At 49.4% G+C, this 26,737-nt stretch carries 26 protein-coding genes; 13 read left to right on the top strand and 13 right to left on the bottom strand.

The window, feature by feature from the left end; translation table 11 throughout:
* Positions 1-94 precede the first annotated feature (94 nt).
* The 5 genes from IB196_RS11420 (at position 95) to IB196_RS11440 (ending at position 5,905) form a co-directional block, all read left to right on the top strand.
* Positions 95-1,264, top strand: coding sequence for an iron-containing alcohol dehydrogenase (locus IB196_RS11420; RefSeq protein ID WP_149692306.1), 1,170 nt, complete (start codon positions 95-97; stop codon positions 1,262-1,264).
* Positions 1,257-2,141, top strand: a complete 885-nt coding sequence (locus IB196_RS11425; RefSeq protein ID WP_188231613.1) for a dihydrodipicolinate synthase family protein — start codon at positions 1,257-1,259, stop codon at positions 2,139-2,141. The genes IB196_RS11420 and IB196_RS11425 overlap by 8 nt, the downstream gene beginning before the upstream one ends.
* A gap of 47 nt (positions 2,142-2,188) precedes the next feature.
* Positions 2,189-3,139, top strand: coding sequence for a phosphoglycerate dehydrogenase (locus tag IB196_RS11430; RefSeq protein WP_005122736.1), 951 nt, complete (start codon positions 2,189-2,191; stop codon positions 3,137-3,139).
* A gap of 65 nt (positions 3,140-3,204) precedes the next feature.
* Positions 3,205-4,524: an MFS transporter gene (locus IB196_RS11435; protein ID WP_005122737.1), complete on the top strand. Its 1,320-nt coding sequence runs from the start codon at positions 3,205-3,207 to the stop codon at positions 4,522-4,524.
* A gap of 184 nt (positions 4,525-4,708) precedes the next feature.
* Positions 4,709-5,905, top strand: coding sequence for a sugar transporter (locus tag IB196_RS11440; protein ID WP_040231104.1), 1,197 nt, complete (start codon positions 4,709-4,711; stop codon positions 5,903-5,905).
* A gap of 34 nt (positions 5,906-5,939) precedes the next feature.
* Here IB196_RS11440 and IB196_RS11445 read toward each other — a convergent pair whose 3' ends face one another.
* On the bottom strand, positions 5,940-6,605 hold the full coding sequence (locus IB196_RS11445; protein WP_040231106.1) for a MarC family NAAT transporter: 666 nt from the start codon (positions 6,603-6,605) through the stop codon (positions 5,940-5,942).
* Positions 6,606-6,862: 257 nt separating this feature from the next.
* Between IB196_RS11445 and marR the strand changes: the two genes are divergently transcribed.
* From marR to marB, 3 genes are read left to right on the top strand one after another with little or no spacing between them, the layout of a single operon-like run.
* Complete coding sequence (marR, locus tag IB196_RS11450; RefSeq protein WP_040231108.1) at positions 6,863-7,297, top strand: multiple antibiotic resistance transcriptional regulator MarR; 435 nt, start codon at positions 6,863-6,865, stop codon at positions 7,295-7,297.
* A gap of 18 nt (positions 7,298-7,315) precedes the next feature.
* Positions 7,316-7,699 (top strand): MDR efflux pump AcrAB transcriptional activator MarA, encoded by a 384-nt coding sequence (gene marA / locus IB196_RS11455; RefSeq protein WP_003032424.1) that lies wholly within the window; start codon positions 7,316-7,318, stop codon positions 7,697-7,699.
* 30 nt (positions 7,700-7,729) lie between these two features.
* The gene (gene marB, locus IB196_RS11460; protein ID WP_005122747.1) at positions 7,730-7,948 is read left to right on the top strand and encodes a multiple antibiotic resistance protein MarB; all 219 of its coding nucleotides are present in this window, start codon (positions 7,730-7,732) and stop codon (positions 7,946-7,948) included.
* A gap of 31 nt (positions 7,949-7,979) precedes the next feature.
* On the opposite strand, the gene eamA is transcribed toward marB, so the two are convergent.
* On the bottom strand, positions 7,980-8,879 hold the full coding sequence (eamA, locus tag IB196_RS11465) for an O-acetylserine/cysteine exporter (protein ID WP_005122748.1): 900 nt from the start codon (positions 8,877-8,879) through the stop codon (positions 7,980-7,982).
* Between the two features lie 198 nt (positions 8,880-9,077).
* On the opposite strand from eamA, the gene ydeE reads away from it, so the two are divergent.
* Positions 9,078-10,265 carry an efflux MFS transporter YdeE gene (ydeE, locus tag IB196_RS11470; RefSeq protein ID WP_040231112.1) on the top strand — a complete coding sequence of 396 codons (1,188 nt, stop codon included), beginning with the start codon at positions 9,078-9,080 and terminating at the stop codon, positions 10,263-10,265.
* A 40-nt stretch (positions 10,266-10,305) separates the two neighbouring features.
* On the opposite strand, the gene urtE is transcribed toward ydeE, so the two are convergent.
* From urtE to urtA, 5 genes are read right to left on the bottom strand one after another with little or no spacing between them, the layout of a single operon-like run.
* Positions 10,306-11,004 carry an urea ABC transporter ATP-binding subunit UrtE gene (urtE, locus tag IB196_RS11475; protein WP_005122752.1) on the bottom strand — a complete coding sequence of 233 codons (699 nt, stop codon included), beginning with the start codon at positions 11,002-11,004 and terminating at the stop codon, positions 10,306-10,308.
* A gap of 9 nt (positions 11,005-11,013) precedes the next feature.
* A complete protein-coding gene (gene urtD, locus IB196_RS11480; RefSeq protein ID WP_188231612.1) occupies positions 11,014-11,811 on the bottom strand; it encodes an urea ABC transporter ATP-binding protein UrtD in 798 nt (265 codons plus the stop codon).
* Positions 11,811-12,884 carry an urea ABC transporter permease subunit UrtC gene (urtC, locus tag IB196_RS11485; protein WP_005122757.1) on the bottom strand — a complete coding sequence of 358 codons (1,074 nt, stop codon included), beginning with the start codon at positions 12,882-12,884 and terminating at the stop codon, positions 11,811-11,813. Before urtC ends, urtD begins: the two co-directional genes overlap by 1 nt.
* A complete protein-coding gene (urtB, locus tag IB196_RS11490; protein ID WP_188231708.1) occupies positions 12,884-14,458 on the bottom strand; it encodes an urea ABC transporter permease subunit UrtB in 1,575 nt (524 codons plus the stop codon). The genes urtC and urtB overlap by 1 nt, the downstream gene beginning before the upstream one ends.
* A 45-nt stretch (positions 14,459-14,503) precedes the next feature.
* Positions 14,504-15,775, bottom strand: a complete 1,272-nt coding sequence (gene urtA, locus IB196_RS11495) for an urea ABC transporter substrate-binding protein (RefSeq protein WP_149692311.1) — start codon at positions 15,773-15,775, stop codon at positions 14,504-14,506.
* A 485-nt stretch (positions 15,776-16,260) separates the two neighbouring features.
* On the opposite strand from urtA, the gene mgtS reads away from it, so the two are divergent.
* The gene (gene mgtS / locus IB196_RS11500) at positions 16,261-16,356 is read left to right on the top strand and encodes a protein MgtS (protein ID WP_003032406.1); all 96 of its coding nucleotides are present in this window, start codon (positions 16,261-16,263) and stop codon (positions 16,354-16,356) included.
* 283 nt (positions 16,357-16,639) lie between these two features.
* On the opposite strand, the gene IB196_RS11505 is transcribed toward mgtS, so the two are convergent.
* The 3 genes from IB196_RS11505 to dcp form a co-directional block, all read right to left on the bottom strand.
* Positions 16,640-17,566 (bottom strand): diguanylate cyclase, encoded by a 927-nt coding sequence (locus IB196_RS11505; protein WP_188231611.1) that lies wholly within the window; start codon positions 17,564-17,566, stop codon positions 16,640-16,642.
* Positions 17,567-17,852: 286 nt separating this feature from the next.
* On the bottom strand, positions 17,853-18,392 hold the full coding sequence (locus tag IB196_RS11510; RefSeq protein WP_137378524.1) for a hypothetical protein: 540 nt from the start codon (positions 18,390-18,392) through the stop codon (positions 17,853-17,855).
* Positions 18,393-18,476: 84 nt separating this feature from the next.
* Positions 18,477-20,522: a peptidyl-dipeptidase Dcp gene (gene dcp, locus IB196_RS11515; protein WP_188231610.1), complete on the bottom strand. Its 2,046-nt coding sequence runs from the start codon at positions 20,520-20,522 to the stop codon at positions 18,477-18,479.
* Positions 20,523-20,659: 137 nt separating this feature from the next.
* Between dcp and ydfG the strand changes: the two genes are divergently transcribed.
* From ydfG to ydfZ, 3 genes are all read left to right on the top strand, one after another.
* Positions 20,660-21,406 carry a bifunctional NADP-dependent 3-hydroxy acid dehydrogenase/3-hydroxypropionate dehydrogenase YdfG gene (ydfG, locus tag IB196_RS11520; protein ID WP_005121142.1) on the top strand — a complete coding sequence of 249 codons (747 nt, stop codon included), beginning with the start codon at positions 20,660-20,662 and terminating at the stop codon, positions 21,404-21,406.
* A gap of 86 nt (positions 21,407-21,492) precedes the next feature.
* A complete protein-coding gene (locus IB196_RS11525) occupies positions 21,493-22,179 on the top strand; it encodes a GntR family transcriptional regulator (RefSeq protein WP_005121143.1) in 687 nt (228 codons plus the stop codon).
* A 190-nt stretch (positions 22,180-22,369) separates the two neighbouring features.
* Entirely contained in the window at positions 22,370-22,573 is a 204-nt protein-coding gene (gene ydfZ / locus IB196_RS11530) for a putative selenium delivery protein YdfZ (RefSeq protein WP_005121144.1), read from the top strand.
* A gap of 66 nt (positions 22,574-22,639) precedes the next feature.
* On the opposite strand, the gene IB196_RS11535 is transcribed toward ydfZ, so the two are convergent.
* The 3 genes from IB196_RS11535 to IB196_RS11545 all read right to left on the bottom strand — a co-directional run bounded on the left by IB196_RS11535 (position 22,640) and on the right by IB196_RS11545 (position 26,733).
* A complete protein-coding gene (locus tag IB196_RS11535) occupies positions 22,640-24,115 on the bottom strand; it encodes a mannitol dehydrogenase family protein (RefSeq protein WP_005121145.1) in 1,476 nt (491 codons plus the stop codon).
* Between the two features lie 165 nt (positions 24,116-24,280).
* Positions 24,281-25,660 (bottom strand): MFS transporter, encoded by a 1,380-nt coding sequence (locus IB196_RS11540; protein WP_040231128.1) that lies wholly within the window; start codon positions 25,658-25,660, stop codon positions 24,281-24,283.
* Between the two features lie 53 nt (positions 25,661-25,713).
* On the bottom strand, positions 25,714-26,733 hold the full coding sequence (locus IB196_RS11545) for a Zn-dependent oxidoreductase (RefSeq protein WP_040231131.1): 1,020 nt from the start codon (positions 26,731-26,733) through the stop codon (positions 25,714-25,716).
* Between the last annotated feature and the right edge of the window lie 4 nt (positions 26,734-26,737).

Consider the following 26,737-nt stretch of genomic DNA (forward strand, 5'->3'; position numbering starts at 1 on the left):
TCAGTTCCGAGATAAATTATAAATTTAGCCCATGATGCAATCGTTCCTGAACCTCAGTGAGCGAATTCAATCACTCGAACAACAGGAGAATGCTGTGGCAACAATCAATAGCACCGTGATTAGCGGTTCGAATGCTATCCCCGCACTGGAGCCGTTACTGGCAGGTAAACGCCAGCTGTTACTGGTGACGGATAGCAATATCGTCAGGCTGGACGCAGTGGCGCATATCCGCGCCTTATTAAGTAACGATGGCCGCCAGGTAACACTTATTGATAACGTACCTGCCGAGCCGGGTCATCATGACGTTGCGACACTGTTAGAAAGCGTTAAAGGTCTTAACGTAGAGATGGTGATAGGTATTGGCGGTGGCAGCGTACTGGATGTGGCGAAGTTGCTCTCCGTCCTATGTCATCCCGAATCCCCTTCTCTTGACGCCATGCTGGCAGGCGAGAAACCGCTACACCGCGTAGCTTCAGTGCTGATCCCTACCACTGCGGGTACGGGTTCTGAAGCGACGCCCAATGCGATTCTGGCAATCCCGGAACAAAACACCAAGGTCGGGATCATTGCTCCGGTGCTATTACCAGATTACGTTGCCCTGTTGCCTGAACTGACTACCAGCATGCCAGCGCATATTGCGTCATCAACCGGAATTGATGCGTTATGTCATCTGATTGAGTGCTTTACCGCTACTGTGGCCAATCCGGTAAGCGATAACGCGGCGCTCATCGGGTTACAGAAATTGCTGAAGAACATCGAAACTTCGGTTAATGAACCGAACAATTTGCTGGCTAAACTGGAAATGCTGTGGGCGTCCTATTATGGCGGAGTAGCGATTAATCATGCCGGAACTCATCTTGTCCATGCACTTTCTTACCCGCTCGGGGGGCGTTATCACCTGCCTCATGGTGTAGCCAACGCGATTCTGTTAGCACCTTGCATGAAAGCTATCCGTCCTAATGTGGTAGACAAATTCGCTCAGGTCTGGGATCTGTTGCCTGATGACGATCGCACTCTGAGTGCCGAAGAAAAATCTTTCGCGCTGGTGGAATACTTCTCCGCGCTTGTGAAACGACTGAGCCTGCCCGATAACCTGGCAACGCTTGGTGTACCGTCTACTGATATTCCCGCACTGGCCGATGCCGCGCTGAACGTAAAACGCCTGATGAATAATGCTCCCTGCGAGGTGAGCCATGAGGATATTCAGGCCATTTATCAAACTCTGTTTCCAGAACTGAATACCAAAGGAGTGAATCATGAGTAAGAAAATCTGTGGTGTACTGACGGCAATCGTCACCCCGTTCGACCACGACGGCGGGCTTAACCTTAAAGAACTGAGAAACCAGGTAAACCGCCAGTTAAATGCCGGAAACGGTATTTTCTGCGGCGGCACAAACGGTGAGTTTTTTGTGCTTAACGAGGAAGAAAAAATAGCAGTGACCCGCACCTGCGTTGAGGAAGTTGCCGGGCGGGCGAACGTAGTGGCGCATATTGGTGAAATCTCTACCCGTGAAACCATTCGTCTCGGCAAGCAAATAGAAAAACTGGGCGTCGATGCCGTATCGGTGATTACCCCGTATTTTGTTCCGCTCAAACAACAGGAACTGATAGCTCACTATACCGCGATTGCCGACGCGCTATCGGTACCGGTATTTCTCTACAACATTCCGGCACGTACGGGAAATACCATTGAACCGGAAACAGCCAGAGTGCTGGCGGCACACCCGAACATTATCGGGATCAAAGATAGTGCCGGCAGTTATGAAAGTCTTAGCGGCTTCCTGGATGCAGTTAAAGATATCGAGGGATTTGATGTGCTGAATGGTCCAGATTCACTCATTCATCAGGGATTTGTTGATGGCTGTTCAGCCTGTATTTCCGGTTTGGCGAACGTAGCGCCAAAAGAAATTAACGCTATCTGGGCGCGATTCAAGGCCGGTGATGTTGTCGGATCGCATGAAGCACAGGAAAGCGTCACAGGTTTGCGAACCGAGCTCTATAAAGTGGCGTTCTCGCCCGCCGCAGTCAAAAAAGCATTGCAAATCATGGGGCACGAGGTAGGCGCAAGCCGTTACGCTGTCACGTTTGATGCTCATCAGGAACGCCAGATTCAGCAAATTATCAATAACTATTTACGATAGACACTTTTACAGCGGCGGCAACGCCGCTTAACTAACAGGATTGTATTATGAACGTCATCTGTACATCACCTTCATTTGCCAAATACGATCAGCAACCGATCAAACTGCTTAACGACGCCGGACTTGAATTAATCATGCTTCCTGCAGATGCCGGTTTAGAAGCGCTTGCACCTCATCTGGAACAGACAGTGGCAATGATCGTCGCTTTTACCGATGTTAATGCCGGACTAATAGCTGCGGCACCGAATCTGAAAATCGTCTGCAAACACGGCGTGGGCGTCGATAATATCGACCTCAATGCCACGCGTGAAAAAGGTATTTTTGTTACCAATGTGCCGGATGCCAATAAACATGCCGTCGCAGACTTTGCGTTTTCCCTGATCCTTAACTGTGCGCGTCAGCTTCCCTACGCGATTGAACAAACCCGCGCGGGAAACTGGCCACGGATCTTCGCCTCCGATGTATATGGAAAAACGATTGGCATTATTGGGTTAGGTAACATCGGTAAACAGGTTGCACTGCGAGCCCGCGGCTTTAATATGCGCGTACTGGCTCACGACGCATGGCAGGATGCACAGTTCGCCGCAGATAATCACATTGAATACGTTTCGCTCGATGAACTAACAGAACAAAGTGATTTCATCACGTTACACACTCCGCTGACGCCAGAAACCAAAGATCTCTTTGATTTAGCACAGATGAAAAAAATGAAGAGCACTAGTTATCTCATTAACGTTTCACGCGGTGGTGTCGTTAATGAAGAGGATCTCTTTCTGGCTCTCACGCAGGGTGTCATTAAGGGTGCTGCCGCCGATGTCTTTTTACAAGAACCGTGCAATTCACACCCCTTATTTGCGCTCAATAATTTCATCCCTACGGCACATATTGCAGGATATACCGAGGGCGCGATCAGCAATATAGGCGAGCAATGCGTTTATAACATCATTGAACATGTCATTCATCAGCGTAAACCTAAAAACATCATGAACGGATTATAACATTGTGGAGATAACCCTACCCTTTCCACAATAATAAAAATGAACATCTACCATGGGCCAGATATATGAATAATTTTGCAGAAAAATCCCGAATTCGTTGGTGGATTGCGGGATTAATGTGGCTTGCTATTGCAATTAACTATATTGACCGGACGGTATTATCGGCTGCAGCACCTCACCTCATTGATGAGCTAAAACTCGATCCTGAAATGATGGGGTTTATTATGGCGGCGTTCTTCTGGTCATATTCTTTACTGCAAATACCGGCAGGATGGTTTGCAGACCGTTTTGGTCAGAAAAAAGGTCTGGGTTTTGCCGTCGCGTGGTGGTCAATCGCCACCTCAATGATGGGTTTAGCCACTGGATTTAAATCTCTACTCGCATTAAGACTCGCTCTGGGCGTCGGTGAAGCCGCCGCCTATCCAAGCAATGCAGGGATCGCTGCGCGCTGGTTCCCGGATCGGGAGCGGGCCACCGTCTCAGGATTATTTGACAGTGCCTCTAAATTTGGCGGTGCCGTTGCGATGCCGCTTATTGTCTGGATGATCTACCAGTTTGACTGGCGGATGACATTTCTGATTATTGGTGGTGTAGGCATTTTTTGGGTCATTGCCTGGTATTTTATTTATACAGAAAACCCGGAAGACCATAAAAGGATCAGTACAAGCGAAATTAAACATATTCGCGAAGGGCAAAAGCAAAAACATGGCGACAAATCCGTATTACCGATGCGTTGGTATAAACTGTTACGCTACCGTAATATTTGGGCAATGTGTATCGGTTTCTTTACCATCAACTATACATCCTATTTCTTTATTACCTGGCTACCCACTTATCTGGTAAAAGATAAAGGAATGGATTTTATCAAAATGGGGATGGTTGCCGCCCTGCCATTATTATGTGGGATGGTGATAGAAGTCTTTGCCGGCTGGGCCTCTGACCGTATGGTACATAAGCGGATCCTGTCGCTGACTGCCACTAGAAAATTATTCCTGACAATCGGTCTGTTAATGGCTTTATGTATTGGTTTTGCCCCTTTTACTGATTCCGTGTTTATGACCGTGTTTTTACTGTGCGTGGCGAAATCAGGCACCACGGTTGCCGCCTCGCAGGTCTGGGCACTACCGGGTGACGTTGCGCCTAAAAACAGCGTATCGATTGTTGCAGGGTTACAGAATACTGTCTCCAATATGGGGGGCGCGGTAGGACCAATTATTACCGGAGCCATTGTTGCAGCCACTGGCTCCTTTACCTGGGCGCTGGTGTTCTCTGCCGCACTGGTGGTTCTGGGAATTTTGAACTATCTATTTTTGATGGGTAAAGTTGAGCCAATCATCGACAATGAGCATGAGGCGTTGTGCATGAAAGAAGCGCAGCTGCACTAAACTCGCTCTGGTAACGGTATTCTCCGGTCAGTCAGTAGTACTGACCGGCTTTATTTTTTGTCGTAACGCACCGCATTATCATCCGCAAAGCAGCGTGATCTTAATCACGAAATGATTGTATTTTCACCAGTAAACGTTTTAAGATCGCCACCTCTCCTTTTCGCAGCTAACCCGATTTATACATATGACAACAGACACTGTTTCCCGTAAGGTCGCGTGGCTACGGGTAGTTACGCTTGCTATTGCCGGTTTTATTTTCAATACCACTGAGTTTGTCCCGGTCGGGTTGCTGTCCGACATCGCGCAAAGTTTTAATATGCAGACCGCGCAGGTTGGGATCATGTTGACGATCTACGCCTGGGTGGTGGCCCTGATGTCGCTGCCCTTCATGCTGCTCACCAGTCAGGTAGAACGCCGCAAGCTGCTGATCTGCCTGTTTGTCGTGTTTATCGCCAGCCACGTACTCTCTTTCCTGGCATGGAATTTTACCGTGCTGGTTATTAGCCGTATTGGTATTGCTTTCGCACACGCCATTTTCTGGTCGATCACTGCATCGCTGGCGATCCGCCTTGCTCCGGCCGGGAAACGCGCGCAGGCACTCAGTCTGATTGCGACCGGCACCGCGCTGGCGATGGTATTAGGCCTGCCTATCGGACGCATCGTCGGCCAGTATTTTGGCTGGCGCACCACCTTCTTTGCCATCGGTATGGGCGCGCTAATTACCCTGCTTTGCCTGATTAAGCTCCTGCCCAAATTACCCAGTGAGCATTCCGGTTCATTAAAAAGTCTGCCGGTGTTATTTCGCCGTCCGGCGTTGATGAGCCTGTATCTGCTGACGGTGATCGTGGTCACCGCGCATTATACGGCCTATAGCTATATCGAACCCTTTGTGCAGACCGTCGCCGGGCTGAGCGCAAACTTTGCCACCGTGTTACTGTTGGTTCTGGGTGGCGCGGGTATTGTCGGGAGCATCATATTCGGGAAATTGGGTAATCAACACGCCTCTGTACTGATTAGCAGCGCCATTGCCCTGCTGACGATATGCCTGGTGCTGTTACTCCCCGCCGCTGACAGCGAAATGCATCTGGCTGTCCTGAGTATTTTCTGGGGCATCGCCATTATGTTGATCGGTCTGGGAATGCAGGTGAAAGTACTGGCGCTGGCTCCGGATGCCACTGACGTCGCAATGGCGCTGTTCTCCGGTATCTTTAATATTGGTATTGGCGCGGGGGCACTGGTGGGAAATCAGGTAAGTCTGCACTGGTCGATGTCGACGATTGGTTACGTCGGTGCACTCCCTGCCGTTGCAGCGCTGATCTGGTCAGTGATTATTTTCCGCAAATGGCCGGTAACGCTGGAAGAGCAACCACAGCAGCAATAAGAAAAGAGCCCGGTAGACATACCGGGCACGTTGTTTAATGGTAGGTTTGGATGATTTCCAGCACGCCGTTAATAATAAACTGCACACCCATACACACCAGCAGGAAGCCCATCAGACGGGAAATAGCTTCGATCCCACCTTTCCCCACCAGCCGCATAATTCCGCCAGAACTGCGCAGGCATCCCCACAAGATAACCCCGACGACAGCAAAAATAATGGGCGGTGCAACCATGATCACCCAGTCCGGGAATTCGGTGCCGTGCCGCACGGTAGAGGCAGAACTGATGATCATGGCAATCGTCCCCGGGCCGGCAGTACTCGGCATGGCCAGCGGAACAAAGGCAATATTAGCCGTCGGTTCGTCCTCCAGTTCTTCGGATTTGCTTCTCGCTTCCGGAGAATCATGCGCTTTCTGCTGAGGGAACAACATGCGAAAGCCGATAAACGCAACGATTAACCCGCCCGCAATACGCAACCCGGGAATCGAAATCCCGAACGTATTCATTACCACCTGCCCGGCGTAGTACGCGACCATCATAATGGCAAATACATAGACAGACGCCATTAATGACTGACGGTTACGCTCTGCGCTGTTCATGTTGCCAGCAAGGCCGAGAAACAGCGCCACGGTGGTTAACGGGTTTGCCAGCGGTAACAGGACTACCAGCCCCAGTCCTATTGCTTTAAACAAGTCCATCATAATGTCATCTTTCCTGTGCGTTTTTCGTCAACGGCAAGTATAAGGGCAAACTCCAGGGTTAAGCCATGTTGTCGATGTAAGGATTCATTTGTTTTCTTTACGCATAACCCCTACGGATCAGAACGTTAAAAACACGCTATGCGTAACGCGTTCCTGATGTTTTAGCAAAACGTGGCATGCGGCTACTCATTCATTTGACTTATATTTGCCTAAGCAATAATATCAGCCGTGACTAACTACTTGCCAGGGCAACCATTGTGAAAAGCACCAGTGATCTGTTCAATGAAATCATCCCACTGGGTCGTTTGATCTACATGGTTAATCAGAAAAAAGATCGTTTATTAAACGACTATTTGTCACCGCTGGATATCACGGCATCGCAGTTTAAGGTGCTCTGCTCCATCCGTTGTGCGGTGTGCATTACCCCTGTCGAATTGAAAAAAGTGCTGTCTGTCGATCTTGGCGCCCTGACGCGGATGCTGGACAGATTGGCCTGTAAAGGCTGGATAGAAAGGCTTCCGAATCCACATGACAAGCGCGGTGTGCTGGTGAAACTCACCGAGCACGGCGCAGCAATTTGCGAGCAGTGTCATCAATTAGTAGGGCAAGACCTGCACCAGGAACTAACAAAAAACTTAACGGCGGATGAAGTCACCACGCTTGAGCATTTGCTTAAGAAAGTCCTGCCGTAAACAGAAAGAGGTATGACGATGTCCAGACGCAATACTGACACAATCACTATTCATAGCATTTTGGACTGGATCGAAAATAACCTTGAATCGCCACTCTCGCTGGAAAAAGTGTCTGAGCGTTCAGGTTACTCCAAATGGCACCTGCAGCGGATGTTCAAAAAAGAAACCGGCCATTCATTAGGTCAATATATCCGTAGCCGTAAAATGACTGAAATAGCGCAAAAATTGAAAGAGAGTAACGAACCGATCCTCTATCTTGCAGAGCGTTACGGTTTTGAGTCTCAGCAAACGTTGACCCGGACATTCAAGAACTATTTTGATGTACCGCCGCATAAATATCGGATGACGAATATGCATGGCGAATCCCGGTATTTGCTACCGCTCAATCAATGCAATTGCTAATCGCCAGTTAACGACGTAACCGAGGAAATCATGAAACTTCTGTCTTATGCGATGCTGGCCCTGCTGCTTGTTGTGTCGGGCCAGAGCATGGCGGAACAAACCCCGCAACCGACAACGCAAAATAATCGCGACGCGATGATTATGCCCCCTGCGCACGATCAATCTCCGTTCGATTTTAATCATATGGGTGCCGGCAGCGATAAATCCGATGAATTAGGCGTGCCTTACTACAATATGCACAGCCTGTAATTATTTTGCCCCGTCACTGCGGGGCTTTTTTTTAACCCCTCACCTGCACAATCTTGCGCAAGCGAAAACCGAACACGTTGATATACAACCCCGCCATGATCAACAGCGCGCCAAGCAGTTGCAGCCCGGTTAACGTTTCATCCAGCAGCACGGCCGCGCTCGCCAGGCCAACTACTGGCACCAACAGCGACAGCGGTGCGACACGCCAGGTCTCATAACGTCCGAGTAAAGAACCCCAGATGCCATAACCCACGATGGTCGCCACAAACGCCAGATAAACCAGCGACAGGATGGTCGTCAAATCTATCGCCACCAAACTTTGGGTTATTTGCGTTGGGCCATCGAGAAGTAATGAGGCCAGGAAAAATGGAGCAATTGGGATCAACGCGCTCCACACCACCAGCGACATGACCGCTGGACGCGAAGTATGCTGCATAATTTTCTTGTTAAAGATATTGCCGCAGGCCCAACTCAGTGCCGCCGCCAGCGTCAGCATAAAGCCAAGCATACCGACATGTTGTCCATTGAGACTCGCCTCAATCAATACCAGCACACCGAACACTGCCAGCGCGATACCGACCAGTTGCTTCCCCTGCAAACGCTCGCCAAAGGCGAACGCGCCCAGCACGATAGTGAAAAACGCTTGCGCCTGTAAAACCAGCGATGCCAGACCGGCAGGCATCCCAAACTTGATGGCGCTAAACAGAAAAGCGAACTGACCGAAGCTGATGGTCAGGCCATAGCCAAGTAACAGCGAGAGCGGGATCTTCGGGCGGGCAACAAAAAGAATTGCGGGAAACGCCACCAGTAAAAAGCGCAAGCCTGCCAGCATCAACGGTGGCATATTGTGTAACCCTACCTTAATGACAACAAAGTTCAGCCCCCAAACTACAACAACCAGTAACGCCAGCAACCCATCTTTACGCGACATACCACCGCCCCTACAAATATTAAATTTTTGTAAACAAGTTAAGGTAACGGAAATCGTTGTACCGTAACAGATCATTAATTCAGGTAGGCCACACAGGGCATTTTCAGACAACTTATTGAGTGTACATCACACTTTTAGCATGCTATTTGTTTCTGATATCTAAAAAAAACATAACAACATGCACTGTCGGGCAGGAAAATGAATATCTCACTGAGAAGGTCCACTCTCGCGTTACTCGCGTCATCTTTGTTATTAACCATTGGACGCGGAGCTACGCTACCATTCATGACGATTTACCTCAGTCGTCAGTATGGCCTGGGTGTCGATCTGATCGGTTATGCAATGACAGTAGCACTGACTATTGGCGTCGTTTTCAGTCTTGGATTCGGCATCCTGGCCGATAAATTTGAAAAAAAACGCTTTATGCTGCTGGCGATCGCGGGCTTTGCTTGCGGCTTTATAGCGATTCCACTGGTGCATAACGTGGTGGTGGTGGTGCTGCTCTTCGCGCTGATCAACTGTGCCTACTCCGTGTTTGCAACCGTGCTGAAAGCCTGGTTTGCCGATAACCTCTCAGCCACCACCAAAACAAAGATTTTCTCACTTAACTACACCGTGCTGAACATCGGCTGGACCGTTGGCCCACCGTTGGGCACGCTACTGGTCATGCAAAGCATTAACCTGCCGTTCTGGTTGGCGGCCATATGTTCAGCCTTCCCGCTGGTGTTTATCCAGACATGGGTAAAACGCTCCGTAATCCCCTCTGAAGGTTTGAACGCGACAGTATGGTCACCCTCGGTTTTGCTGCGCGATAAAGCATTATGCTGGTTTACGTTGTCTGCTTTTCTGGCCTCGTTTGTCGGTGGTGCATTTGCATCCTGTATTTCTCAGTACGTGATGGTGGTTGCCGATGGCGATTTTGCTGAGAAAGTGGTGGCGGTCGTCCTGCCCGTCAACGCGGCAATTGTGGTATCACTGCAATATGCTGTCGGACGCAGACTGACGTCTGCAAACATCCGCCCTCTGATGGCTGCGGGTACACTTTTTTTTGTTATCGGTCTGGTCGGTTTTACCTTCTCTGGCAACAGCCTGCTGTTCTGGGGGATTTCAGCCGCCTTTTTCACCATTGGCGAGGTCATCTACGCGCCGGGTGAATACATGCTGATCGACAACATCGCACCGGCAGGCATGAAAGCCAGTTACTTTTCCGCCCAGTCACTGGGCTGGCTTGGCGCGGCGGTAAACCCATTAGTCAGCGGGGTCATCCTGACCACACTGCCCCCATGGTCACTGTTTGTCGCACTAATGGTGGCGATTGTCCTTGCCTGGACGTTAATGATAAAAGGCATGCGCGCCAAACCCTGGAGCCAGCCGGTAGTCTGCTGAAAATTACTGCGACAGTGCCAAAACGGCACTGTCGCCTGATTCAAATGGCAACCAACCCACGCACACCTTCTGCTGCCATATTTTCACCTGATCCGCGTTGAATAATGCTTCCTCGCGACATTAACAGGTATTTGTCTGCAAGCTGTTCGGCAAAGTCATAAAACTGCTCCACCAGCAATATAGCCATATCACCACGATGGGCCAGTTGGCTGATAACCAGGCCAATCTCTTTTATCACCGAAGGCTGGATCCCCTCTGTTGGCTCATCGAGGATCAACAACTGCGGGCGACTGGCCAGCGCCCGGCCAATAGCTAACTGTTGCTGTTGCCCGCCCGACAAATCACCGCCCCGCCGGTATTTCATCTCCTGTAATACCGGAAACAACGCATAAATTTCATCCGGTACACGTTTTGCCTCTTGTGCTGAAAACCGGGAGAGTCCCAGCAACAGATTCTCTTCAACCGTCAGGCGAGGAAAAATATCGCGGCCCTGCGGCACATACGCTACCCCCGCCTGCACCCGCTGATGTGGCTTACGGAGAGTAATGTTTTTACCCTGCCAGATAACGCTGCCACTGCGGGTTGGAATCAGACCCATCAGACACTTCAGCAGTGTCGTTTTGCCAACCCCATTACGCCCCAGCAGACATGTTACTTCACCGATACGCGCCTCAAAACTCACGCCGCGCAGGATATGGCTGCCGCCATAGTATTGATTTAGTTCATTTACCTGTAGCATCAGCACTCCTTAGCGTCCGAGATACACTTCAATCACCTGCTCATTGGCCTGAACATCGCGCAGGCTCCCCTCGGCCAGTACCCGCCCCTGGTGCAATACCGTGACGTGATCAGCAATACTCTCAACAAACCCCATATCGTGCTCAACCACCATCAGAGAATGTTTTCCGGCAAGCTGGCGAAACAGTTCAGCGGTGTATTCCGTCTCGGCATCCGTCATCCCGGCAGCCGGCTCATCCAGTAGCAACAAATGCGGCTCCTGCACCAGCAACATACCAATCTCCAGAAATTGTTTCTGTCCATGGGAAAGGCGTCCGGCACGACGGGCGCGTTCGTTACTCAGTCGCAACAGCGTCAACATGTCATCGATGCGATCCCGCTGTTCTCCCGATAAACACGCCCGTAAGGAACCCCAAACGGATTTATCATTTTTCATCGCCAACTCGAGGTTCTCTTCCACCGTCAACGCTTCAAAAACGGTCGGTTTCTGAAATTTGCGACCAATGCCCTGGCGAGCAATGGCGATGGCGTCGAGTGAAGTTAAATCAATGGATTGATCGTAAATCGCCCGCCCACTTTGTGGCTTCGTTTTACCGGTGATGACATCCATCAACGTGGTTTTTCCCGCGCCATTGGGTCCAATTACGCAGCGTAACTCGCCAACCCCAATATTGAACGTCAAATCCGTTAGCGCCTGGAAACCATCAAAGTTAACGTTTATTTTTTCCAGTTGGAGCACGGGATCTGTTTGATTGCGAAAACGATCGCCCGGCATCTGGCGGGTAAAAAGCCCTTCATCTGGCTGCATTATTTGTCTCCCTTGCGAAACAGACCAATCACGCCACGAGGCAAAAACAGCGTAACGCCAATAAAAATCAGGCCGAGAAACAGTTGCCAGTATTCAGGCATGATGACGGTAAACCAACTTTTAGCGCCATTCACCAGTACCGCGCCAAACACCGGGCCAATCAATGTACCGCGCCCACCCAGTGCGACCCAAATCGCAGCTTCAATTGAGTTGGTGGGTGACATTTCACTGGGGTTAATGATACCCACCTGCGGAACATACAGCGCCCCCGCCAGTCCGCACAGGACAGCAGAGAGCGTCCACACCAGTAGTTTGAAGCCCTTTGGGTCATACCCGCAGAACATCAACCGATTTTCAGCGTCGCGAACGGCTGTCAAAATACGGCCAAATTTACTGCGAGCCAGCGCCCACCCTAGCCACAGCGCCAGAGTCAGCAGCACAACGGTCGCCAGGAACAACGCAATACGTGTCGTGGTCGCCGTCACCGAAAATCCCAGAATGGTGGTAAAACCAGTAAATCCGTTATTACCGCCAAACCCGGTTTCGTTACGGAAGAACAACAACATACCGGCAAAGGTCAGTGCCTGCGTCATGATGGAGAAATAGACACCTTTGATTTTTGAGCGGAAGGCAAACCAGCCAAATATCAACGCCAGCAAGCCTGGCACCATAACAACCAGTACCATCGCCCAAAGGAAATGCTGCGTTCCCCACCAGAACCACGGAAGTTCAGTCCACGACAGGAACGACATAAAAGCGGGCACCCCTTCACCAGATGCCTGGCGCATCAGGTACATCCCCATCGCATAACCGCCCAGCGCAAAGAAAATACCGTGGCCCAGCGACAGCATTCCGGCATATCCCCACACCAGATCCAGGGCAACTGCCACAATGGCATAACAGAGAATTTTCCCAACCAGTGTCAGTGTCCAGACAGATATCGCCAGCGGATGATCCGTAGGCAACAGCGCGAGAAATGGCAGAATAATCAGTGCCAGCAGTAAAGTCAGTCCCAGCACACAGGTAATACGCGGCGCTTTGCGCGCCAGCGTTAATGTCATTGGCATCGTCATCAGTCAATGACCCTCCCTTTTAGCGCAAACAGCCCCTGCGGACGTTTTTGAATAAACAGAATAATCAGCACCAGAATCATAATTTTGCCGAGGACGGCCCCAACCTGCGGTTCGAGAATCTTGTTGAAAATCCCCAAACCAAACGCCGCCGCGACGCTCCCGGCAAGCTGTCCAACGCCACCCAGCACCACCACCAAAAATGAATCAATGATGTAGCTTTGCCCCAGTTCTGGTCCCACGTTGCCCAACTGCGATAGCGCCACGCCCCCAAGTCCGGCAATGCCGGAGCCTAAACCAAATGCCAACATATCCACGCGCCCCGTGGGAACGCCGCAGCAGTCAGCCATGCTGCGGTTTTGCGTCACCGCCCGCACGCGCATACCCAGACGGGTTTTATTCAGCAACAACCACGTGAAGAACAGCACCAGAATGGCAAATCCCAGCACCACAATCCGGTTCCACGGCAAAATCAAATTGGCATAGACCTGAATACCACCCGACAGCCACGCCGGGTTAGCTACCTCGAGGTTTTGCGCACCAAAGGTCATACGCACCAACTGGATCAGCATCAGACTAATCCCCCATGTTGCCAGTAGCGTTTCAAGTGGGCGTCCGTACAAATGGCGGATCACAGTGCGTTCCAGCAGCATTCCAATAGCGGCGGTCAGCAAGAAGGCAACCGGCAGCGCAATCAGCGGATAAAAGGCTAACCACTGCGGGAAAAACTGGCTCATCAGCTGTTGCACCATCCAGGTACAGTAAGCGCCAAGCATCAGCATTTCACCGTGCGCCATATTAATGACGCCGAGTAGTCCGTAGGTGATGGCCAGCCCCAGCGCCGCCAGCAATAAAATAGACCCCAGCGATAATCCCATAAACGCCTGGCCAAGCAGCTCTCCAACCTTCATTCGATGTCCGATGGTATTCAGGCTTTCGCTGGCGGCAGCGCGTACGCGCGCATCGGGTTCATGTTCCACCTGGGTGAAAGGCTGTAATCGCGCTTGTGTTTCAGGATCATTGGATGCGCCCAGCAATTCGATGGCCTGGCGTCTGATATCGGGCGAAGTGCTGTTCAGTTGCAGGTTTGCCAGAGCAACCGCGAGGGTGGATTTCACGCCAGCATCCGTCTCCTGCATTAGCCTTTGCTGCAAAAATGGCAGCATCACTGGCAGTGCTTCACGTTGTAATGTCCGGGCAGCAGCCATTCTAAAAGTGACACTGTCACTTAACAACTGATGAACAGCCAATGTGCCAGCCACCAGGTTACGCAGGCGGTTAGTCAGGCGGATTTTTTTTAATTCGCCACTGGGTGTGCTCGCCGCCCCCAGAGATTGCACACGTGAACCTTTCATCGTGAACGCATTTTTAACGTCATCGGTCAGCAGGTTTTCGCCACTCAGGGCATTAAGCAAAGGTAAACGCTGAACATCGGGGTTAATCGCCCATTGTTCCAGTAATGTCGCCTGCTGTGTCCGACTGGCCGCGGCGAAGGTATCGGCATCTGTTGCCTGCGCTATCCACGGCAAAAGCCACGTCAGCAACAACACGCCACGAATAAAGCGCATGGCTTTCATGATAGCGTTCTCCAAAATTGGGCCCTCCCACAGGAGGGCGTAAGATCAGTTGCTGGCGGTTTTGACGGGCTGCTCAGATTTCTTATCATTCCCGGCGATATACGGACTCCACGGTTGGGCACGGACCGGGGCATCCGTTTGCCATACCACGTTAAACTGACCGTTACTTTCGATTTCGCCAATCATGACGGGTTTATGCAGGTGATGATTCGTTGCATCCATTGTCAGCGTAAAGCCAGAAGGTGCCGCGAATGATTGCCCCGCCATGGCTGCGCGAACTTTATCGACATCCGTCGTTCCGGCTTTTTCAACTGCCTGCGCCCACATGTGCAGGCCAACATACGTGGCTTCCATCGGATCGTTCGTGACCACAGAATCAGCATTCGGCAATTTGTGCGCTTTCGCATAGGCGCGATAATCAGCGATAAATTGCTTATTGGTGGCATTATCAACGGATTCAAAATAGTTCCAGGCCGCAAGATTGCCTACCAGGGGTTTGGTATCAATACCGCGCAACTCCTCTTCTCCAACAGAGAACGCAACAACCGGAACATCGGTCGCTTTCAGACCCTGGTTAGCCAGTTCTTTATAGAACGGAACGTTAGAGTCGCCATTAATGGTAGATACCACCGCCGTTTTCCCCCCTGCGGAGAATTTTTTGATGCTGGCGACGATGGTCTGGTAATCGCTGTGACCAAACGGGGTATAAACCTCTTCAATGTCTTTATCCGCAACGCCTTTTGAATGCAGCCAGGCACGGAGAATTTTATTGGTTGTTCGCGGATAGACGTAGTCGGTGCCCAGCAGGAAGAAACGTTTTGCACTACCACCGTCTTCACTCATCAGATACTCAACCGCCGGAATAGCCTGCTGGTTGGGCGCGGCGCCAGTATAGAAAACGTTAGGTGACATCTCTTCACCTTCATATTGCACGGGATAAAACAACAGGCCGTTTAACTCTTCAAATACCGGCAATACAGATTTGCGCGAAACCGATGTCCAGCAACCAAAAACCACCGCCACTTTGTCCTGGCTTAGCAACTGACGGGCTTTTTCGGCAAACAGCGGCCAGTTTGACGCCGGATCGACCACTACCGGCTCCAGTTTTTTCCCCAGTACACCGCCTTTGGCGTTGATCTCATCAATGGTCATCAACGCCACATCCTTCAGCGGCGTTTCAGAAATAGCCATTGTCCCGGACAACGAATGCATGATGCCAACTTTAATGGTGTCGGCGGCCTGAACGCTAAAACTCATCCCCATAGCCACCACAGAGGCAGAAAGAGCAAAGGCTTTTAATAATGTACGACGCTGCATAGTTTCACTCCTGAAAGTAGATTTGCTGAAAGCTCCGGTGCAGCCGGAAAGACAAAACGGTGCAAATTAAGGGTGTTCAGAAGGGATAAGGCAAAAACAGTGCCAGATATGAAAAAATCATATAATTCAATAAACTATAAATATCGCCAATAAAATACAGATAGAAAGAATGCGTCGTCATGACGGCAAGAGCGAAGAATTGAACCACCATGACACAGTGTTGCATTATAAACGTGCAACATCCTGTGTCCGGACAACCCGGTAATTGCAGCGGATTACAAGATAAAATTATGATTATTTGCCGATGGGTGCGCCTGTTTCGTCACTTTTATTTATTTTCTTCGACGAGAAAAAGCCAAAATCTTACATTTCAGACGAAATATTCACACAGTTCACTCTTTGTTTAAGTTCAAATTGCTACTATAGTCATTAACGAGGTGAAATTAAGGTAAGAGAGGAAACTCATAGATAAAGGAGCATTTACTATGCTGGGTAATATGAATATTTTTATGGCTGTTCTGGGAATTATTTTATTTTCCGGTTTCCTGGCCGCGTATTTTAGTCACAGATGGGATGATTGATGAACGGAGATAATCCTGCACCGAACCGGCCCCTTGTCGCGTAACTGCACAAGGGGCCATTTTTTTACCGGCTTCCCTTCCCTGAATCATTTCTCTGAATTACAGATAAAAAAAACCGCCGGAGAAACCAGCGGTAAATGCTTGCATGGATAGATTTGTGTTTTGCTTTATACGTTATCTGACAATTCCCTGCGAAGATAACGGATAGTCAGCTAACATATCATTGACAACCACAATGGAAGTTAAACGAAACGTAACTACAGCAGATCTACGCTGATAAAATTCACGCTCTGACGCGCGGTGTCAGTTGATCATTGGTGCCAACTAACGTGATTTCCTCTTTTTCATCCATAAACATGCAGCGATTCCTGCCGGTCTGTTTCCCTTCATACATGGCTCTGTCAGCACGTCCAAGCCCGTTGTCCAGCGTTTCACCCTGTTGAACTCTGGTAATGCCAGCCGTTACCGTTATGCCGATTTCGCCTTCTGGATAAGGGATTTTTTTCTGGCCAATCAGATGACAAAGACGCAACCCTGCCTGGCAAGCCTGCTCGTCCGTTTTGGTTCGGATGATGACAATAAATTCCTCACCACCGTAGCGATAGGCAACCTCATCATATCGGGTCCATGCTAATAAATTTGACGCCAGACTGCGCAACACCCTGTCACCAACCAGATGTCCGTAGGTATCATTAACATGTTTAAAACGGTCGATATCCAGCAACAATATGTACAGGTTAAGCGGCTCAGCATCGAGTAACTGCTGATCAAACGACTCATCAAGCATTCTTCTGCCTGGCAAACCTGTTAACACATCAATATTACTGCGGATAGTCAGTAAATATATTTTGTAGTCCATGACCGCAGACGTAAATGCCAGTAACGCATCCTGGAAACTGTCGAAATGCCATGAATGGCTACGCTCTTCCACGATTGCCAATAGCAATTCCTTGCCTAACAAATGCATTTTTTCATGTGTCGCGTGAATATTGCTGACATAACTGCATTCATCATCATCGTGCTGTGGATGGTCTTTGAGCCACTGCCCAAATTGACAAATAGCGTGAGAGTCATCGCCCGAAATATCAGGCTGAGTAACATCTGATGACACCACACAGCGGAACATTTTCACTAGCCACTTATAATGAGCATCAATTGATTTGTTAAGTTCGATTAAAATTACATCTATTTCCTGCGTTCTTCTGATCATCACGGTTTCCTTCCCTGTATGAACATTTAGACATGGGCATTTTAGCGCCAAAAAGGAAAACTTATGTAAATTTTTTAATAGTAATTAATATTAAAGAAAGCGAACAAAAATCACCTTGCATGATAATATATTAACCCGCAATCAAAATAACCTTGATAATCAATATGATAGAATGGATGTTATTTTTCTTGTTTTATATTTAATGAAACAAAACACCTCTGAGTTAAATCGCAAAAAACGACGATAATATTAACCGCATGAAATGTGACACTTGAAGACGATTTCCTCAATGAACGGCTTCGTGGTAAAGAATCTGCCCGCCCATACCTGAAATCAACTTATCAACCCGAATATAATCCTTATAGAAAAAAGAGGGAGCATCATCCCAGTGGCAGAGCGCGATTTCACGCTTCAGATATGTGTCATAGTAGATAACACGAGCCTTACATGACCGGGTTCTTCCTCCAGATTGAATGGGGTATTTCATCTTGAATCTGAAATTATCACTCACATGCTGATTAGCTGATGAAATCATTATTAATTCTGGAACGTTCCAAAAAGTAAAACTCAGGCACATCGTAACGGTCAGGAAAACGCCAAAAAGCCGCTTAACCCTATCTGCTACGTACTTATTTCTTAGGTACACGCGCCAGGCCATGAACACGCCTGGCAGAAAGGCGATTCCAATAATAACTGACTTATAAAGCACCCCGTCAAAAAGGTACGTGTCATGAGTGATTTTGTCTGCCCATGCACACCAAATAACCCAGGTAACAGCAAAGCAGAATGAAATCAGCTCGACCTTTGTTGGCAACCTCATCGTCATTCATCCATTTCACATTTTGGGGAAGAAAAAATCACGCTAAAAACCGGGCATCGCGCCCGGTTTAACTTTTTGGCTGACAATGTCTTAAGCGCTCAAACCACGGTGTTTGAGCATTGGCTCCATTTTGGGGTCGCGGCCACTCCACTGGCGATAAAGCTCAGCTAAATCAGTGCTGTTACCACGGGACAAAATCGCTTCGCGGAATTTCTGCCCGTTTTCACGGGTCAACCCGCCCTGCTCTACAAACCACTGATAGCCGTCATCGGCCAACATTTGCGTCCATAAATAAGCGTAATATCCTGCGGCATAGCCACCACCGAAGACATGGGCAAAATAGCTGCTGCGATAACGCGGTGGTACAGCCTGCAGATCCAATCCTTCCGCAGCCAGGGCCTGCTGCTCAAACTCATCAACTGACAGCGATGACACACTCTGCTCCAGGCTGTGCCAGCGCATATCCAGCAATGCAGCACTGAGAAGCTCCGTCATATCATAGCCTTTGTTAAACAAGCTGGCCCGTTGCATCTTCTCCAGCAATGGCTGGGGCATTTTTTCACCTGTTTCAACATGGCGAGCATAACGCGCGAAAACCTGCGGATCACTCGCCCAGTGTTCGTTAATCTGCGACGGGAACTCGACGAAATCACGCGGAGTATTCGTGCCTGACAGCGTTGCATACCGTTGGCTGGCAAACAGACTATGTAACGTGTGTCCGAACTCATGGAACAATGTGATGACATCATCCCACAGCAGCAAGGCGGGTTGGCCCTGAGCAGGTTTCTGATAATTGCAGACGTTGTAAATTACCGGTCTGGTTTCATTTTGCAGAGATTGCTCAACAAAATTTCCCATCCAGGCACCACCGCTTTTTGATTCACGGGCAAAAAAATCACCATAAAATAGCGCCAGTCCTACGCCATCATGATCGAAAATCTCCCAAACCCGTACATCCGGATGATAAACAGGGATGTCAAAACGCTCGATGAATTTAATGCCAAATAGCTGGTTTGCCGTCCAGAAAACACCTTCATTCAGCACCGTATCCAGGGCAAAGTAAGGTTTAAGCAGAGCTTCATCAAGAGCATATTTTTCACGACGCACCTGCTCGGCATAATATGCCCAGTCCCAGGCCTCAACCTCGAATTGTCCCTGTTGCTGATTAATCGCTTTCTGAATTTCAGCCTGCTCATTCAGCGCGCGTTGACGTGCAGCGGGCACGATCGCCCGCATAAAAGAAAGTGCCGCTTCTGGCGTTTTCGCCATCTGATCGGCAATTTTCCAGGCTGCAAAATTCGCAAAACCCAGTAATGTTGCCTGCTCTCTGCGGATCTCCACCAGCCGTTTAATGATAGCGCGGGTATCGTTGGCATCATTTTTTTCCGCTCGCGTCCATGCCTGGGTAAACAGGTTTTCTCGTGTCTGTCGATCGCGTAACGCAGCAAGTGCCGGTTGTTGTGTGGTGTTCAATAGTGGGATAACCCAGCGAACCTCAAGTCCTTTGTCGCTGGCGGCTTGCGCCGCAACGGCAATTTCTTCTGCGCTGAGTCCGTCAAGTTGCCGGACATCATCCACGACCAGTGCCCCCGCTTTGTTCGCCGCCAGCAGACGCTGATTGAACTGGCTGGTTAACGTCGCCGACTCCGTATTTAGCGCTTTCAGACGCGCTTTGTCGGCGTCATTAAGACGCGCACCTGCCAACACAAAGCGTTGGTGAACCACCTCCAACAGACGCAATGATTCACCTTCCAGCGCCAGCGAAGAGCGTTGCTGCCAGACGGCATCTATACGCGCAAAAAGTGCGTCATTGAGATAGATATCATTGGCCAGCGCGGCCAGTTCGGCGGAGAATTCCTCGTCAAGACGCTGCAGCTTATCGTTGGTATGCGCTGCCGTCATCGCAAAGAAAACGCTGTTGACGCGCGTCAACAACGCCCCACTTTGCTCAAGCGCCAGCAACGTATTTGTGAAATCAGGAGTCTGTTGGTTTTGCACAATCGCCGCTATTTCAGCGCGTTTTTGTTTCACACCTTCATCAAACGCGGGCCGATAATGGCAATCTTCAATCTGATCAAATTGCGGTGCCTGGTAAGGTAATGTGCTGTGGTGCAAAAAAGGATTTGTTAACGACATCTTTTCCTCCTGAAAACGATTTGTTTACTAGAGTAGGCCTCCCAGGATTCGACCGCAATCTCGTTAAGCAGGAATAGCTCTGAACAGAAATGACGTGCTATGGTAGTACTACATAAAAAGCGTTGAGGAACAGTGAGATGATCGTTTTAGTAACCGGAGCAACAGCAGGTTTTGGTGAGTGTATTACGCGTCGTTTTATTGAGAGTGGGCATAAAGTTATTGCCACCGGACGCCGCCAGGAACGTCTGCAGGAACTGAAAGATGAACTGGGCAATAATCTGTATACCGCCCAGCTTGACGTACGCAATCGCGCATCCATTGAAGAGATGCTGGACGCCCTGCCTGCCGAATGGCGCAATATCGATATTCTGGTCAACAATGCCGGTCTGGCGCTGGGTCTTGAGCCAGCCCACAAAGCGAATGTCGATGACTGGGAAACCATGATCGATACCAACAACAAAGGCCTGGTTTATATGACTCGTGCCGTTCTGCCTGGCATGGTCGAGCGTAACCGCGGCCACATTATTAATATCGGTTCTACCGCCGGTAGTTGGCCGTACGCTGGCGGGAACGTGTACGGTGCAACCAAAGCGTTTGTTCGTCAGTTTAGTCTGAACCTGCGTACAGACTTACACGGCACAGCAATCCGCGTTACCGACATTGAACCCGGACTCGTTGGCGGTACCGAGTTCTCTAATGTGCGTTTCAAAGGCGACGATGATAAAGCAGGTAAAACCTACGAAAATACCACTGCACTGACTCCGCAAGATGTCACTGAAGCCGTATGGTGGGTTGCTTCGTTACCGGCTCATGTCAATATCAATACCCTTGAGATGATGCCAGTCACCCAGTCTTTTGCCGGGCTTAGCGTGCATCGAAGCTAAATGAGATACCCGGCCTTGTGCCGGGTATAGAAAGCGCTCAATAAGTGATAAAATAGCCGGGTTAACTCTTTAATAAGTAAGAATGAATGACCGTAGAAACGCAGCTCAACCCTACACAGCCGGTAAATCAACAGATTTACCGTATTCTTCGCAGCGATATCGTGCATTGTCTGATTGCGCCCGGTACGCCATTGTCGGAGAAGGAGGTTTCCGTACGCTTTAACGTGTCTCGCCAGCCGGTACGAGAGGCATTCATCAAACTGGCAGAAAACGGTTTGATTCAGATCCGTCCACAACGTGGCAGTTACGTGAATAAGATCTCGCTGTCGCAGGTGCAAAATGGCTGTTTTGTACGTCAGGCCATTGAGTGTGCCGTGGCCCGCCGCGCCGCCTCGATGATCACCGATAACCAGTGCTATCAACTGGAACAAAACCTGCATCAGCAACGCATTGCCATTGACCGTAAACAGCTCAACGATTTCTTCCAGCTTGATGATGAATTTCATCAGAAACTGGCATTAATCGCTGATTGCCAGCTTGCCTGGGACACCGTCGAGAATATTAAAGCCACGATTGACCGTGTACGCTATATGAGTCTGGATCACGTCTCCCCACCTGAAATGCTACTTCGTCAGCACCATGATATCTTTGCGGCGCTAGTAAAGCATGATGGCGATGCCGTCGGGCATGCAATGATGCTGCATCTACAGGAAATTAGCGAATCTGTTCAGCTTATTCGTCAGGAAAATAGCGACTGGTTTAGCGAAGACTAATACGTAGCTCACCTCTCACTGAGGTGAGTTTCCCCGAAAGATCCCCTCTCCTGCATATCCCTATAAAAAAAGCTGTGATTTTGATCGAAAACAAAAAAAATCATTATCGAGAAGCGTATTTATATTGCGCCCGTTACGTGGGACTAAAAGCCCACGGGCTTTGACGGTAAGTTGGAAAGGAGAAAACACCATGAAAACATACGATCGTAACCGCAACGCAATCACCACTGGCAGCCGCGTCATGATTAGTGACAGCGGACTCACCGGCCGTATTACAGCCATTGACACCGACGGCCTGACCGCTGAGCAAATCCGCCGCGGTAAAACAGTGGAAATCGAAGGATGTGAAGGCAAATATGCCCCCCTCGAACTGATTCGTTTAGGCATGAACTAATTGGTGTGAATGCCAAAAACAATGCGCCATCTGGCTGTCGTTAAAGCCGGATGGCGACATAACGCGTTATCTTACTGACTGTAATTTCGCAGCATATTTCGCAACCGTTGCCTTCGCGCCTTCCGCCAGCAAAGTCAGGTACGCTTCTGTAACCCGCTTTTTAACCAGTTCAATTTGCGGCAGTTCATCACCAAAAATAGCGTCAATTGCCAATAGTGCCTGCACACGATCTTCACCTTCGTGACTGTTCTGTACCGCTTGCTGGATCACTGGCAGCAACGGATCGCTAATTTCAATGGCTTGTCCCTGCTCATCCACGCCCCCGACATAGCGCATCCAACCCGCCACACCGAGTGCAAGCAGATCAAAACCACTACCGTGCACGATATGCCAACGCACAGAGTCAAGCATACGTTGCGGCAGTTTCTGACTACCGTCCATGGCAATCTGCCAGGTACGGTGGCGCAACGCAGGGTTGCTATAGCGGTCAATCAGTAAGTCGGCATAATGCTGGAGATCCACCCCTTTCACTTTTAATGTTGGCGCTTGCTCCTGCAGCATCAACGCGCGGGCAGCGACACGATAGTTCTCATCACCCATGCAGTCGTTGATGTGTTGATATCCTGCCAGGTAGCCGAGGTAAGCAAGGAAAGAGTGGCTGCCGTTAAGCATGCGCAACTTCATCTCTTCGAACGGGATAACATCTGCCACCAGTTCAGCCCCGGCTTTTTCCCACTCTGGACGCCCAGCGACAAAGTTATCTTCAATGACCCACTGACGGAACGGTTCACATGCCACACCAGCCGGATCGCGTACCCCGGTAAGTTGTTCAATTTTGTCCAGCGTATCTGCGGTTACCGCCGGGACAATACGATCAACCATTGTTGACGGGAACGTCACATGTTGTTCGATCCATGCCGCCAGCTCAGCATCCACCGCCCGGGCATACGCAGTGACAACATTGCGCATCACATGGCCGTTTTCTGGCATGTTGTCGCAGGACATCACGGTAAACGCACCTAAACCAGCGGCTTTACGGCGAGCCAATGCTTCAACCACCACACCCGGCGCGGTCTTCGGCTGTTTTGGGTTTTGCAGGTCGGCGGCAATCATCGGGTTATCCAGCATCAATTGTCCGGTTGCTGGAGAATGGCAATACCCCTTCTCAGTAATGGTCAGGGAAACGATCGCCACCTGCGGTTCACACAGAGCAGCCAGTACAGCTTCCAGACCATCAACCTGCGCATGCAACGCCTTTTTAACCACGCCAACAACTCTTGCGGTCCAGGCATCCGCAGACATTTCCGCAACGGTGTACAGGTTATCTTGCTGTTTCAAATCAGCAATCTGCTGCTCTCCACCAATCAGGTTTACTTCGCAATATCCCCAGTCACTATTGTGATCTGCAGCCAGAATGTCAGCGTATACCCCCTGGTGTGCACGGTGGAAAGCACCGAACCCCAGATGAACAATACGCGGAACCAGTTTTGTACGATCGTAGCCAGGAAGTGCAGCCTTTGCCGCTAAGAGCTTGTTTTGCATTGTATGACCTACTTATCAATGAAATCAGGATTGTCTCAGAGTAACGCCTGTATGGTTGTATGTTTTGATTTGCATTAAACTTTCTATGATTGGTATGACATCATTTAAAGCTGTGTAATAGCATGATCAGGCCATCAGTTCAGACCTGACCATACCCTGTCCGTACTAGCCAGCCTGAGTGGCTCCAGCACGAACCGTCTCGGTTTTGCTCACTTCCGCAGCATCTTCCAGTACACTCAAATCACGGTCTTTCACTTCAGGCATTAGCAATGCTGAAACCAAACCAATGAGCGAGTAAGCCATAACCATCACCAGAATCGGCCACCAGGAATTTGTCATGTTGCAGAAAATACCGGCCAGAACAGGACCAAAACCAACGGCCACCAATCCACCGGCCTCTTTTGAAATTGCCATTCGGGTGAAGCGATTACGCGCACCGAACATTTCAGCCATGGTGATATTTTCGAGTGCGAACAATCCCAGCACCGCAAAATTATGAATAACAATCAGCGCTGTCATAATGACGCCGGGGCTATACGTTTTATCTACAACAATCGATAACATTGGATAAGCAAGAATAATTGCAGATATATTCAGAATTATATATGGTAAACGGCGACCAAATTTATCTGACAACCACCCTAGTAAGGGTATTGTAATAAAACCAAGCACAGAACTAATCATTAAGGCATCTGTCGGTATTGATTTATCAAACAACAATGTTTGCACCAAATATCCGGCAAGGAAAGTCTGAATTAGACCTGAGTTACCCGCCTGTCCAAAACGTAAGCCGGTTGCCAACCAGAAAGATTTACTGGTAAACATTGCACCCAGCGTATTTTCTGACGGGTTATTCAATGCAGGTGCGTTTTCCTCATTATTAACTTTCTCAAATACTGGACTTTCTTTGAGATTCATTCGCAACCAGATGGCAAAAACCATAACCACTACACTCGCCAGAAACGGAATTCGCCAACCCCAGGCTAACAATTCCTCACGATCAAGGGCAAAGAACATCACGGCCCAGATTGCAGTAGCACTTAATGTGCCGCAGTTAGTTCCCATTGCAACAAGAGAGGAAATGATACCGCGCTTTCCTTTTGGTGCGTACTCAGCGAGCATTGTACCAGCCCCAGAGATTTCGGCCCCTGCACCGAGACCCTGCACAATACGCAGCGTCACCAGTAATACGGGCGCAAAGATACCGATTTGTGCATACGTTGGCAGTACGCCTATTAATGTTGTACAGATCCCCATCATGGTAATGGTAATAAACAGCACCTTTTTACGTCCAATGCTGTCGCCCATTTTGCCAAATATAAATGCTCCAACGATACGAGCAATATATCCCGCACCGTAGGTACCCATTGCCAGAATGAGTGCCATCGCGGCAGATTGTTCCGGGAAAAATATTTCATGAAATACCAGTGCGGCACCCAATGAATATAACTGGAAATCCATAAATTCGAGAGCTGTCCCTAACCATCCTGAAACGGCTGCTCTCACCAGATCTTTCGTTGACCTTTCGTGTTTTTCTTGATTCATATTGGCTATCTCTAAGAGGTAAGATGCGTACCACTTACTCGCAGTTATTAATATTATTCAGTGAATGTGAGTAAAACTTTGCAGCAGTGCTGCTGATCTTTCTCAAACAATTCAATTGCGTCGGTAACGTGGTGATAGTCAAAAGTATGGGTAATGAGTTTATTAGGGTCGATAAGTCCTTTGACCAACCAATCAATAACTACCGGGAATTTATTGGCATTTAATCTTGAAGAATAGATTGAAAGTTCTTTCCCGGTAATGCCTTGTTGAACAATCTGACAAGGATCGCTGGAGAAGCCCATCAAAACAATCCGCGCGGCTGGCGATGCCAGCGTGATAGCCTCCTGTAAAATGGATGGATGACAAGCCGCATCCACGATGATGGTCGGTTTTAGCCCTTTTTCCGCAAGGAAATCTTGCAACGATTGCTGACTATTATTGATTGCCCAGTCGGCACCGCACTGCTTTGCCATACCCAATCGTTCATCGATTCTGTCGGCAATCACCACAGTTTTTACTTTATAGACACGTTTAAGTGCCTGTACGGTGGTCAGCCCCATAGGACCCGCGCCATAAATCAGAGCAATATCGTTTTCTGTCGGATTAATTTGCCCGGTTACGTTTGCGGCGATGGTAAACGGTTCGACCATAACGGCATGTTCATCGGGCACGGTATCGGGGATCGTCCAGGCATTTTTCGCCGGCACGACAGCGTACTCGCTGAAACCGCCATCACGATGCACGCCCAGCACCACCAGCGATGTACAAACGTTAGGTTTACCAATTGAACAGGGATAACAATGTCCGCAACTGATGACCGGATCAACGGACACCCGCTCCCCCATTCGCGAAGGCTCAACACCGTCGCCTATTGCATCAATCACGCCAAAAAACTCATGGCCAATCACGCGCGGGTATTGTGCAAATGGATTGTGTCCACGATAAATATGACTGTCAGAACCACAAATTCCCGCCAGTTTCACCTTTACCCGGACTTCGCCTGCTGAGGGTTCAGGTACCGGTCGCTCGGCAATATTCAGCACATTCGGTTTTTCAATCAAAATACTTTTCATAGCA

Origin of the sequence: Citrobacter sp. C6_1, from assembly GCF_014596835.2 — a bacterium.
Lineage (GTDB): Bacteria > Pseudomonadota > Gammaproteobacteria > Enterobacterales > Enterobacteriaceae > Citrobacter > Citrobacter pasteurii.